Source organism: Chloroflexota bacterium (genome assembly GCA_020850535.1).
GTDB lineage: Bacteria > Chloroflexota > UBA6077 > UBA6077 > JACCZL01 > JADZEM01.
In genome coordinates, this window is record JADZEM010000074.1 from 1 (window position 1) to 12666 (window position 12666).

Sequence of the window (12666 nt, forward strand, 5' to 3'; positions counted from 1 at the left end):
TGAAAGCCCCGCCTACGATCCTGCAGTCGCTGCGCGACGCTCCAGTCGCACCAGTGCCTGCCGTTCCCGACGACCGTCGCGCAGCGACTGAATGCGTGTAGGCGGGGGTTTCAACCCCCGACTGCGCGTCTCGTCGCGCTTCGGGAACACCAGCGAACATGCAATCGCCCTGCATGCCCTGCTCAGTCGCCTGACGCCCGTGCCAGGTTCGGGGCGCTGTGCTACCCTAAGCGGTCGAAACGATGGTGTGAGCGCTCCACGACTCGCGGCGGACGCACAAGGATCCCGGTGGCAGCAGTTCTCAGCTCAACAGGCGGCAGGGTGGGCGGCACGCTGGCCGTCACCCTGCTTCGGCGGCTCGGACAGGCGGCGGTCGTCCTGTTGCTCGTCAGCATGGTCGCCTTCGCGCTGGTGCTGCTGACCGGCGACCCCGTCGCCATGATGATGCCGATCCACGCCTCCGAGGCTGACCGCCGCGTGCTGGAGCAGCAGCTTGGCCTGGACCGGCCGTACGTCGTCCAGTACGTCGATTTCCTGGTCGGCATCGGGCGGGGCGAGCTGGGATCGTCGATCAAGTTCAACCAGCCGGTCGGCGCGCTGGTGCTCTCGAAGCTGCCCGCGACGCTGCTGCTGGCGTTCACGGCGATGGCACTGGCGGTCGGCGTCGGGCTGCCGCTCGGGATCCTGGCCGGCTCGCGCCCGAACAGCCTCTTCGACGCCGTCGCCACCGGGATCTCGCTGCTGGCGATCTCCCTGCCGACCTTCTGGATCGGGCTGATCCTGATCCTGATCTTCGCGGACCGGCTGCGGCTGCTGCCGGTCGGCGGGAGCGGCACGGCGGTCCACGTCATCATGCCGGCCCTGGCGCTCTCGGCTCACAGCATGGGCCTGATCACCCGGCTGACCCGCGCCAGCGTCGCCGAGGAGCTGCAGCGGCCGTACGTCATCACGGCGCGCTCGAAGGGCCTCTCCGACCGGCTGATCGGGTATCGGCACGTCCTCCGCAACGCGATGATCCCGACCGTCACCGTGATCGGGCTGCAGTTCGGGGCGCTGCTCGGCGGCTCGGTGATCGTCGAGGCGGTCTTCTCCTGGCCCGGCATCGGCTGGCTGCTGATGCAGGGGGTGTACGCCCGCGACGTGCCGCTGGTGCGGGCCCTGGTGCTGCTGATCGGCGCGGGGTTCATCCTCGTCAACCTGCTGGTCGATCTCTCGTATCGGCTGCTCGATCCACGGATTCGCTGATGAGCGCCTCCGAGCAGACGACCAGCCTGACCTCGGCAGCGGCTGTCACGGTTCCGCCGCCCGCCACGACAGTGGCCGTACGCCGTCGGCGGCGCATCAGCCTGCCGCCCTCGGCGTGGCTCGGGCTGGGCATGACTCTGTTCGTCGTGGTGCTGGCGATCCTTGCGCCGCTGCTGGCCCCGTATCCGCCGAACGACCAGGAGCTGATGCGCTCACTCGCGCCGCCGTTCTGGCTGGAGGGCGGCTCGTTCGCGAGCCCGCTCGGGGCGGACTATCAGGGGCGCGATCTGCTCAGTCGGCTGCTGTTTGGCGCGCGGACCTCGCTGCTGGTCGGCGTCTCGGCGGTGCTGATCGCCGGGCTGATCGGCGCGCCGCTCGGGCTGGTGGCCGGCTACTTCGGCGGCGGCGTGGACGAGGTGCTGATGCGGCTGGCGGACGCTCAGCTTGCGCTGCCGCCCATCGTGCTGGCTATCGGCATCCTGACGATGACCGGCTCGACCTTACCGACCATCGTCGCGGTGCTCGGGGTGATCGGCTGGGTCCAGTACGCCCGGGTGGTGCGCGGCCAGACGCTCACGCTCAAGGAGCGCGAGTTCATCCTGGCGGCGCGGGTCTGCGGCGCGACCGACCGGCGGATCATCTTCCGCCACATCTTTCCGAACACCCTCGGCCCGATGCTGGTGATCGCCACGGTCAACGTCTCGGGCATGATCCTGGCCGAGGCCTCGCTGAGCTTCCTCGGCATCGGCATCCGTCCTCCCACCGCCGCCTGGGGCACCATGCTCAGCGAGGGCCGCGAGGTCTTCGGGACGGCGTGGTGGAACGCCGTGTTTCCCGGGCTCGCCATCGTCTGGACCGTCTTCGGGATCAACCTGCTCGGAGACGCCTGGCAGCAGCGGCGCTGACGGCGTCGCCCGACATCGCCCCCTCACCGCCAACCGCTGCGCGGCGCACATATCGACTGCATCGACATCCCTCTCCCTGTGCGCGGGAGAGGGGGAGCACGAAGGAGATCTTCCCTGTGGGCACGCTCTTACGGGACTGCACCCTGATCGACTGTACTGGCGCGCCGCCGCTCGCGGACGCGGCCATCCTGGTCGGCGAGGATGGCCGGCTGGCCGATCTCGGGCCGCGCTCCGAGGTCGAGAAGCGGGCCGGCGCCGGCCACAGCACCGTCTCGCTGGAAGGCGACACGGTCCTGCCGGGCCTCTGGGACGCCCACATGCACCTGGGCGCGGTGGTCCCCCCGCACGAGCCGCGGTTCCGTGGTGAGGCCGAGTCCCACTACGCCTACCGGGCCGTCCGCAAGGCGACCGACTGCTTGAGGATCGGCATCACCTCGCTGCGGACGATGGGCGACCGCAACAACGCCGATCTCCAGCTCAAGCGGGCCATCGAGAGCGGCACCCTGGTCGGGCCGCGCCTCTGGGTGGCCGGCGACGTGATGTGGAGCCGCGAGAACGCCGGCGAGGACGTCTTCCGGGCGAGGGCCCGCGAGCGGCTGCGGCAGGGCGTCGATCACATCAAGCTGTTCGCCACGGGCGGGATCGCCTGGCCGGCCGAGACGATCACCCACACGATCTGCTCGCCGGCCGAGCTGAAGGCGGCCATCGAAGAGGCCCACCGCTGGAAGAAGCCGGCCACCGTCCACGCCATCGGCGATGAGGGCGTGGCGATGGCCGCCGATGCCGGCGCGGACACGGTCGAGCACGGGTTCGTGCTGGGCGACGAGGGCATCGCGGCGATGGTCCGCAACAAGACGGTCTTCTCGCCGCAGCTGACGGTGACGAAGGCCTGGAACGAGACGACGATCCGCGAGGCCGGCTGCTTCCCGCAGTGGTTCCTGACGAACGCCATCGAGGCCAGCGAGGTTCATCACGCCTACGTCGCCAAGGCCATCGCGGCGGGCCTGGAGATCATCTGCGGCGTGGACAACCTGACCCGCCTGCCGTGGTCGCCGGGCGTCGAGACGTTCCAGGGTCGCCCGGCGCTGATCGCGGAGATCCAGTTCGCCGCCGACTGTGGCCTGACGCCGCTCCAGGCGATCCAGGCCGCGACCGTCAACGTGGCGAAGGTCTGCCGTGCTGACCGCGACCTCGGTACACTGGAGCGCGGCAAGCTGGCAGACATCTTCTCGGTGGCCGGCGACCCGCTGGCCGACCTCAACACGCTCCACAACGTGCGGTTCGTGATGAAGGGCGGCCAGACCGTCCGCGACGACCGCCGGCCGCTGCCGACGACGGTTCCCTGGTAGGCTTCTGGTCCCTGTCGTGACCCCTCACCCCAGCTCTGAGGAGGCATCATGTCCCCCGCCCCTGACCAACCGCGGCGCCCGCTCCACGGTCTCCGCCCGACCCGCCGCATCTTCCTCCGCCGCGCGGCAGTGATCGGCGCGGGGATGGCGTCCGGCCTGCTCTGGGCCTGCGCGCCGACCGCGCCCGCCACCCCGGCGAAGCCCGCCGAGCCGGCCAAGCCGGCCGAGGCCACCAAGCCGGCAGCGGCTGCCTCCCCGGCCGCCGCTGCGCCAGCCGCCTCGCCCGCTGCTGGCGCCTCGCCAGCCGCCGGGGCGTCGCCGGCTGCATCGCCGGCCGCCGGCGCCTCCACGACGGCTCCGGCCGCTGCCGCCGCCAAGCCGGCCGCCGGCCCGGCCCCGACTGGCACCCTGACCGTGGTCCAGGGCGCGGACGTCACCAGCCTCGATCCCCAGCAGACCCAGGGCGGCGCGCCGCGCGCGATGATCGCCGCGATGTTCGACCAGCTGGTCACCCTCGATCTCAACTACAAGGTCGTGCCGTGGGTGGCGACCTCCTGGAAGACGCTGGACGATCTCACCTGGGAGTTCAAGCTCCGCAACGACGTGGTCTTCCACAGCGGCGAGAAGCTGACCGCGGCCTCGGTGAAGTGGTCCATCGAGCGGTTCGTGGCCCCTGAGACCAAGAACATCTACGCCAGCACCCTCGCAAACGTCACCAAGATCGAGACGCCGGATGACTACACGGTCAAGCTGACGACGAAGGAGCCGTACCCCGGGCTGATCGACGCGATGGCCGCCTACCTCTTCCTCTCGCCGCCCGAGACGATGAAGAAGATGGGCGACGAGTACTTCAAGAAGCCGGTCGGCAGCGGGCCGTACAAGTTCGTGGAGTGGGCGCCCGGCGACCGGCTGGTGCAGGAGGCCGCCGACCCGCACTTCAGCGGCGATCCGAAGATCAAGCGGGTGGTCTGGCGGACGATCACCGAGGGTGCGCCGCGCCTGACCGCCCTCCGCACCGGCGAGGCCGACATCATCAATCCGGTCGGTCCGCAGGAAGTGGCGCAGATCAAGCAGAGCGGCCAGGAGGTCTTGCAGGCGAAGGGGCAGGGGCTGATGTGCCTCGTGCTGAACTGCTCGACGCCGCCACTGGACAACGTCAAGGTCCGCCAGGCCCTCAACTACGCCGTGGACAAGGAAGCGATCATCAAGGTGCTGCTGGGCGGCATCGGCGAGCCGATCAGCGGCCCGCTGACCTACGCTCACGAGGGCTTTGACGAGAAGCTGACGCAGCCGTACCCGTACAACCCGGACAAAGCGAAGCAGCTGCTGGCCGAGGCCGGCTTCCCGAACGGCTTCGACCTGAAGTTCGACACCCCGAGCGGCCGGTACCTCCAGGACAAGGAGATCGCGCAGGCCATCGCCGGGCAGTGGCAGAAGATCGGGGTCAATGCCCAGGTCAACCCGATGGAGTGGGGCAACTTCCTGAAGGAGGCGCAGGCCAAGACCTGGCAGACCTTCCTGATCACCCAGGGGAGCGGCGGCTCGCAGGTGCTGCTCTCGACCTGCTTCAGCTCGAAGGTCAAGGGCATCCCGTGGCTCCACTACACCAACCCGAAGGTCGATCAGATGATCGAGGACGCGGGCAAGATGATGGACACGGCGAAGCGGGTCCAGACCTACCGCGACGTGGTCACCACGATCCGCGACGACGCTCCGTGGGTCTTCCTGCACCAGTTGACGGATATCTACGGCGTCGGCCCGAAGGTCCAGGACTGGAAGCCGGGCGGCGGGATCGTGCTGCTGCGGGGGACGTCGGTCAAGGGATAGCTTGCGGGATCGTGGATCGTGGATCGTGGATCGTGGATCGTGGAAAGCGTACGCGTTGTCATCGCGGTAACGAGCGACCTCTCACACCGTCATCGCGGTAAGGAGTGACATTCCACACCGCGGTCATCGCGGTGATGAGCGACCTCTCACGCCGTCATCCCGAGCGAAGTCGAGGGATCTTCCTCTCGTCCCATATCTGAGGAAGATCCCTCCGCTTCGCTCGTTCCGCGCTGCGTCGGGATGACGGTCAGCGGGTGAGGCCCTTCGCTGCGCTCAGGGTGACAAGAAGACGCTTACCGGTCCGCGAACAGCGGCAGCACCTCGTGGCCGAGCGCCCGAATCGCCGCCAGCGGGTCCGGCCCGAGCGGCGGCCCGAAGCTCAGGTGGCGGACGCCCAGCGCGGCCAGCCCCTCCAGGCGCGGGATCAGGTCGCGGGGCGTACCCGCCACGCCGATCTTCAGCATGGCGGGGGTCACCAGCGCCCGCGCGCGGGCTGGATCGCGGTCCCGCTGGAGCGCCTGCTCGATGGGCAAGAACTCCTCGCGGCTGACGCCCAGGCGGTCGTAGATGAGCGGCCCGAGCGCGTGCCCGTAGTAGGCGATCTTGTCGCGCAGGACGGCCTCGGCGGCCTCGCGGTCGTCGGCAATCGAGCACCAGATGCAGGCGGCAAGGTCGAGGTCGGCCAGGGTGCGGCCAGCCTTCTCGGCCCCGGATGAGACGTAGCCGGCCACCGTCTCGTAGTGCTCGGGCGGGAAGAGCAGCGGCAGCGCTCCGTCCGCGATCTCGCCGGTCAGCGTGAGCATCCGCGGCCCCATCGCGCCGACGTAGATCGGGACCGGGCGGCTTGGGAAGCGCAGGTACGCCTCGGAGGTCCAGCCGCGCAGCGCCTGCCCCTCGAAGGCGACCTGCTCGCCGTTCAGGAGCGCCCGCACCACCTGGATCGTCTCGCGGACGGTGGCAAGGGGGCGTGCCTGCTCCAGGCCGACCCACTTGAGGAAGTCGTTCGCGCCGGCCGCCAGCCCGAGCAGGAACCGGCCGTTGGACGCCTCGTCGAGGGTCGCGGCGATCATCGCCATCTCGGACGGATGCAGCGTGTAGGGGTTGAGGATGCAGGTGCCGAGCTTGATGCGGCTGGTGACGCCGGCGATGGCCGTCAGGATGACCGGCGCGCTACGCAGGAAGAGGTCGTCGCTGACCCAGAACTGATCGAAGCCAGCGGCCTCGGCAGCGGCGGCCAGGGTCAGGTACTCGGAGACGGGACGGTCGTTGTTGAAGCGGACGCTGAACTGCATGGATGCTCGTCTCGCTCAGTCGGCCTGGGCGTCGGCGGCACTGTCGGATGCGGATGGTAGGCGGGCGCCGATGATGGCGTCGGCCTCGATCTCGACCAGCCGCCCGGCCACCAACCGGGCCTCGACCAGCGTGTTGGCCGGGCGTATGGTGCCGAACACCTCGCCGTGCGCCCGGGCGACCGGCTCCCAGTCGGCGATGGTGCTGACGTAGACGCGGGTGCGGACGACGTCCTCCAGGGATGCGCCGGCCTCAGCGAGTACGGCTCCGATCTTCGCGAGGATGGCTTTGGCCTGCTCGTACGGATCGTGGCCACCGAGCAGCGAGCCGTCCGGGGCGCTGGCGGTGGTCCCTGACACGAAGACATGGTCGCCGGTGCGGACGGCGCGGGAGTAGCCGGCGAGCGCCTCCCAGGGCGTCCCGGAGGAGATGTTCTGACGGGTCATTCGGCCTACCTCAGTGAAAACGCGCCCCTCACCCCCGCCTTGCCCCTCACCCCCCGCCCCCCCTCCCGCACGCGGGAGATGATGTGGACGAAGTCGATATGTGCGCCGCGCAGCGGGTCGGGGGTGAGGGGCGAACTCCGGGGTCAGCGGCGAGCTTTAGGCGAAGGGGCTTCTCGCTACCGTTTGACGGCGTCCGTCACCGGCTCGCCGAGCAGGAACTGGCGGATGCAGCGCTCGTACGTGGTGGGGTTGTCGGTGCCGATGCCGTGGCCCGCGCCTGGGACCACCACCAGCTGGCAGTTTGGGATCGCTTCGACCATCCGCTCGGCGTGATCCTGGCGGAGGACCGGACTCTCCGCGCCTCGGATCAGCAGCGTCGGGCAGCGGATCTCCCGCAGGCGCGGCCAGAGATCGAGCGGCGCCCAGTCCTTCGGTGCATACAGGTCGTACTTCGGGGTCAGGCGGCCGTCCGGCAACTGTTGAAGTGCCCGCTGTGCCCGCAGCCGGTGGATCTCGACCGGTGGGCGCGGATTCCGCTTCGCCGCCTCTTCCACGAACTGCTCGTACGAGTCGTAGACGGGCAGCGCGTCAGCGTTCCGCATGTAGTCCATCAGGTGCAACTGGAACAGCGGCTCCATATCCGAGATCACCAGCTTCTCGACGCGGTCTGGATAGTCGATAGCAGCCTGCATGCCGTTGTGGCCGCCCATCGATTGCCCGACAATCGAGAAGCGGTCCCAGCCGAGGGCACCGGCCATCAGGACGCTGTCGCGGGCCATGACCTCGGTCAGGTAAGTGTGGCGGGGCGGTCGGTCGCTGTCGCCGTGGCCGCGCTGATCGACGGCGACCACCTGACACACGTCGTTCCAGGCCAGGGCGTTCTGCTCCCAGGTCCAGGAGTACATCGCCATGCCGTGCAGCAGCAGGAGCGGCGGCTTGCCTGCCGTGCCCCAGTCGAGCGCCTTGAGGCGCAGTCCATCCACCGTGAGCCAGCGCTCGGCTGGCGTCGTGTCGGCCACGTCCGCTCCCAGGGGCTGAGCAGGCGAGAGGCATTGCCGCACAGCCCCGAAGTCTGGCGGCATTCTAGACCAGCGCGTCCGTGGGACGTGGGGTGCGGGTTCTGGACCGTGGGCCGTGGATCGTGGATCGTGGGTCGTGGGTTCTGGGCCGTGGGTCGTGGGTCGTGGATCGTGGGTTCTGGACCGTGGACCGTGGATCGTGGGTTCTGGACCGTGGGTCGTGGGTTCTGGGCCGTGGATCGTGGATCGTGGGTTCTGGGGGCAGGCCGGTGAAAGTGCGCGACCCCCCATTGTCATCCTGAGCGCAGCGAAGGATCTCACCCGCTGACCGTCAGCCTTCGCGTCAGCAGGTGAGGCGATTCACTTCTCTCGCAAAACCTGCCCTGCGCTTGCCGAATCGGCCCGATCTGCTCAGGCTGGCATCCTCGTGGCTGAGGGTTCTTCGGCGGGAGCCCGATCCGCGGGCCCCCCGCGACGTAACATCCGCCTCGCCCGATCCAACATGCCGAATCAGCGGCTGCCGTGCATGGTGGACATGGTCGGGTCCGGGCCGTCATCCTGCTCGCGGAGGGCGCGCGCCAGTTGGCCCTGATCCGCACTGAGGCGGGCCAGGGCCAGATCGAGCGACGCGCTGCGGAGGGCCAGCAGCGCACCCAGCAAGTGCGCTTCCAGCACGACCGGCGAGCCGGCCGTCCTGGCACGCGAGCGCGCCACGTCCAGCACCTGCTGCCAGCCGGGACTGGCGGCCCCAGGCGGGCTGCCCGGGCCAGCCGCCGGCAGCGCCGCGATGACCGTCCGGGCCGCTGCGTCCGGCTCGCCGATGGCCTCCCGCACGACGCGCCGGGCCAGCCCGTCGCCAGCCGTGAGCAGGCCCGCCAGCAGCGCCGCCGTGCACACCTGGCCGCCGACCGCCTCGGCGTGCTGGCGCGCAGCCGCGATGGCCCGGCTGACGCCAGCGCTCCAGACCGGCTGCCCGGCGAACGGCAGCGGCATGATCTCCTCGGCGCGCGCGGCCGTCACGTCCAGCGCGAACAGCAACGGCTGCGCCTCCAGCAGCCGCGCGGCCTCGTCGCGGGCCTCGCGGTACGGCTTGCGGATGTCGCGGTCGCGAGTGGCGCAGGTCGGATCGAGCCAGAGCGCACGGTCGAGCAGGGCCGGCCGGTCGAAGCGGATCGCCTCGACGCCCGGCTCGGGCGGATCCCAGCAGCCGACCAGCGCATGCCACCACTCGCCCAGGTCGAGGACCGCCACCAGCGGCTGCAATCCGAGGTTCTCCAGGCAGGCCGCCGCCAGCAGCGCCAGATCGAGGCAGGTGCCCTCGCCCATCCGCGCGGCGTCGTCCAGCAGGACGCTGTGCGGCAGCCGGACCTTCTGGCTGTCGGTAGCCCAGTGGGGCGGCTCCAGCCGATAGCTCACCTGCCAGCGCTCGGACAGGATCTCGAAGAGGGCCGCGAGCAGACTGTCAGCCGGGCCATTCGGATCGGTCAGCGCCGACACCTCGGTGGCCAGAGCCGCCACCAGCGGATGATTCGGCAGGACGAACGTCGCCAGGGCCGATTGATGCTCCGGCAGCGTGGACCACTCGTTGTGGGGCAGCAGCCAACACTCGACCGGCTCGACTGCCTGGTGGTCGCCGTCGACGGCGACGGTCAGCCGCCGCCGCGAGCGCTCGATCTGCCCTTCGAGCACGTCGTAGCGGAGCCCGATTGGTGGGAGCGAGAGGGGGAGGCTGGCCCCCGGTCGCAGGGCCGGCACGGCCAGCGTGATCGGCCCGAAGCACGGCTCGAGCGCAAGCTGCACGGTGCTGGCCGGCAGCGTCGTCTGGCCCTGGTTCCGCGCGATCATCCGCCCGACGACCGGCAGGCCAGCGTGCGCCAGCGCCAAGGAGATCGTCCCGGCCAGCTCGATGTCGAGGGTCAGGCCGTGGGCGCGCAGCCGTCGCCAGCCGGGCGGGGCCAGGAAGAGGGTGGTGTCGCCGCACTGGACTGTCGACCAGGGACGCAGGATGGCCGGCGTACCCGGCGCGAGCGGCTGACCGTCGACGAGCGTCCCGTACCGGCTGCCAGCGTCCTCGATCCACCAGCGATGGTCCTGGCGCCAGACGCGGGCGTGCTGCCGCGAGACACGCCGGTCCGCCCGCAGGTCGACGTCTGGCGGCTCGGCGGTGGTCCGCCCGATGGAGGCAGGCTGGGCTGGCGGGAGCGGCCAGCGATCGGCCAGATGGTCGCCGCGGGCGAGCGCGAGGTGGAAGCCGTCGCCCTGGCGCCGGCCAGCCGTCGGAGCGGCCCGTCGGATGCCGTCAACCATCAGCGAGGCTGACGATATTGGCGGCGTGGCAGGTACGGGCGCAGGTGGGCCGGCGGGTACGGGTGCAGATGCGGCGATGGGTGCAGGTGCGGCGGCTGGCGCTGCCGGCCGCACGATGGTCGGCGGCTCCAGCATCTCGCCCGTCGCCGGGGCGGCGTCCGGGCGCGCGCGAGCGTCCTGGCGTGCTGCCGCCTGTTGCCAGCCGCCGGTGCTTCGCAGGGCCGTCCGCATGGCCGCCGCCGACTGGAAACGGCGGGCGGGGTCCAGGTCGAGTGCGTGGTGAATCGCGCGGGCCAGGTCGGGCGGCGTCGGCGGGCTGAGCGCTGTCAGCGGACGCAGCGGATCACCACCCTCGTGGCGGCCCTGGCGACGACCCTGCTGGCGGCTGGCGGCTGGCGGCGGCGGCTCGCCTGCCAGCAACTGGTAGAGGGTCTCGCCGACGGCGTACACGTCGTCGAGGACGGACCGCTGCCCTGACGCCGCGCCGAGGTGGGCGAGCACCAGGCGGCCGTCGTCGCGGACGCGGAGCTGCTCGGGGACGATCTTGCCGTGGGTCAGGGGCGGGGTCTGGCTGTGGAGGTACACGAGCGCGTTGAGGAGGTCATCCGCCCAGGCCAGCACTTCAGTGGGGGTGGCGCGCCGACCGAGACGCTGCAGGTAGATGGGCAGAGCCTCGCCGGGGTTCACCTCGCGACCGCCTCCTGATCCTCAACCTTGAGCGCCACGACCGCATGCGCGTCGAGTATAGCGATGGCAGCCCACCTGTCATGCCCTACGGCAGTCGTGCCCATCGATCTGCCTTGCAGCCGATGGGACGGCCCTACGGCAGCGGCACCGCGCCGACCCGGTAGTACGCCGACGCCCGCTCGCGGAAGTAGCCGCCGTCGTCGTCGGCGTTCAGCGACGGCCGCACGTTCCCGTCGATCGGCGGCGGCTCGGTGATGCCGTCGCCGCTGGCATCCGAGGCGTCGGTCGCACCGTCGGCGCCGCGTCCGAACAGCAGCCCGATCACCCCGGCCTCGGCGTACTGCCGCAGGTGGGCGCCGCCGGGATCGTCCAGCAGCCACTCGACGCGGTTATCCTGGTAGTGGTTCCAGGTGTTGTTGACGGCCCGCATCTTCGTGTTGCCGTAGGGGATCTGCCAGATCACCACCCGCAGCCTCGTCCGCTCCGCGAAGCCCGACAGGAACCGCGCATGCCGCGCGAAATCGGCGTCGTTCCACCAGGAGCGACCACGGTCGCGGTAGATCGCCTGCTTGAACGCCGCGTCGCGGTCGCTCGTCTCCGAGAACGCCAGGTCGAAACGGGCGCCCAGGCCAGCGTAGAACGTTGCCTCGCGCTGGGCCAGCCGGTCCACCGTCCGATCCCAACTGTTCTGGTAGAACGGGTCCGTCCCGCCGCCCCAGGCGCTGACGTGGTACGCCAGCAGCACGTTCGGCGCGGCCTGGTCCCGCAGCCGCACGATCGCCTGGGCGAGGCCGCTGGCGTCGTCCGGCAGGTCCGAGATCAGCGACAGCCCCGACGAGCCGACGATCACGCGCACGGTGTGGGGATCGTCGTTCTGGGCACGCTGGTGCAGGAATCCCCAAAGGTCCGGCTCGACGTGCAGCACCACGGTCTGGTTCGGGAGCGAGCCGGCCCGCAGCAACACCAGCCGGAGATCGTCGAAGTAGGCGCGCATCGTCTCGGGCGTCGTCACGTTCTGGATCACGGCGTTCGGCTCGTTCGTGCCACTGCCGCGCCCGGGGGCAGACTGAGTGATCTGGTAGTAGGTGAAGACCGGCAGCATCCCCTGGGCCGCCGACTCGCGCATGTACGCCGTCACGAACTCGCCGTTCGGCATCCAGTTCGTCCAGCCGGCCCCGGTGTTCACGCCGCCCGCGAGATACTGGTAGCGCAGGCCGAACGGGGCCGTTGCGCGCATGCTGGCGGCCGTGTTGGTCCCGCCAGACATCCCCAACTGCAAGGTCGAGGGCCAGCCACGCGGCAACGGCGGCATGCTGCCGACGCGGGCCGGCGTGGCCTGCCCCAGCACGGTGTACGCGCCGAGCGTCACGACGATCAGCGCCAGCAGGCCGAGCGTGGCGTCCAGCAGCCAGGGGCGAATGCGGCGATACAGACGACGCAGACGGGCGATCAGGAGCGTGCTCCAAGGGCGGTGTGGTCAGAGAGAGCATACGCTACCACTTCCGCGTGCCCAGGTTGGAGGCCCTCCGCGGCCGGGCGATCGCATGATGGGTGCATCGTGCAGTGTCGTCGGGGGTTGAAGGCCCCGACC

General features: G+C 70.4%; 9 protein-coding genes. 4 read left to right on the top strand and 5 right to left on the bottom strand.

Translation table 11 applies throughout. The features are described 5' to 3' along the window. Positions 1 to 333 precede the first annotated feature (333 nt). The 4 genes from IT306_11180 (at position 334) to IT306_11195 (ending at position 5326) form a co-directional block, all read left to right on the top strand. Positions 334 to 1245, top strand: a complete 912-nt coding sequence (locus IT306_11180; protein ID MCC7368979.1) for an ABC transporter permease — start codon at positions 334 to 336, stop codon at positions 1243 to 1245. Further along, the gene (locus tag IT306_11185; GenBank protein MCC7368980.1) at positions 1245 to 2150 is read left to right on the top strand and encodes an ABC transporter permease; all 906 of its coding nucleotides are present in this window, start codon (positions 1245 to 1247) and stop codon (positions 2148 to 2150) included. The genes IT306_11180 and IT306_11185 overlap by 1 nt, the downstream gene beginning before the upstream one ends. 116 nt (positions 2151 to 2266) lie before the next feature. Beyond that, positions 2267 to 3499 (top strand): amidohydrolase family protein, encoded by a 1233-nt coding sequence (locus tag IT306_11190; protein MCC7368981.1) that lies wholly within the window; start codon positions 2267 to 2269, stop codon positions 3497 to 3499. A gap of 48 nt (positions 3500 to 3547) precedes the next feature. Continuing rightward, positions 3548 to 5326 (top strand): ABC transporter substrate-binding protein, encoded by a 1779-nt coding sequence (locus IT306_11195; GenBank protein ID MCC7368982.1) that lies wholly within the window; start codon positions 3548 to 3550, stop codon positions 5324 to 5326. A gap of 293 nt (positions 5327 to 5619) precedes the next feature. Here the strand turns inward: IT306_11195 and IT306_11200 are convergent, their stop codons facing one another. From IT306_11200 to IT306_11220, 5 genes are all read right to left on the bottom strand, one after another. Next, positions 5620 to 6618 (bottom strand): LLM class flavin-dependent oxidoreductase, encoded by a 999-nt coding sequence (locus tag IT306_11200; GenBank protein MCC7368983.1) that lies wholly within the window; start codon positions 6616 to 6618, stop codon positions 5620 to 5622. A gap of 15 nt (positions 6619 to 6633) precedes the next feature. Continuing rightward, positions 6634 to 7062 (bottom strand): RidA family protein, encoded by a 429-nt coding sequence (locus IT306_11205; protein MCC7368984.1) that lies wholly within the window; start codon positions 7060 to 7062, stop codon positions 6634 to 6636. Between the two features lie 176 nt (positions 7063 to 7238). Then, positions 7239 to 8081: an alpha/beta hydrolase gene (locus IT306_11210; protein MCC7368985.1), complete on the bottom strand. Its 843-nt coding sequence runs from the start codon at positions 8079 to 8081 to the stop codon at positions 7239 to 7241. A gap of 510 nt (positions 8082 to 8591) precedes the next feature. Then, complete coding sequence (locus tag IT306_11215; GenBank protein MCC7368986.1) at positions 8592 to 11075, bottom strand: FHA domain-containing protein; 2484 nt, start codon at positions 11073 to 11075, stop codon at positions 8592 to 8594. A 133-nt stretch (positions 11076 to 11208) separates the two neighbouring features. Continuing rightward, positions 11209 to 12444: a hypothetical protein gene (locus IT306_11220; GenBank protein MCC7368987.1), complete on the bottom strand. Its 1236-nt coding sequence runs from the start codon at positions 12442 to 12444 to the stop codon at positions 11209 to 11211. Between the last annotated feature and the right edge of the window lie 222 nt (positions 12445 to 12666).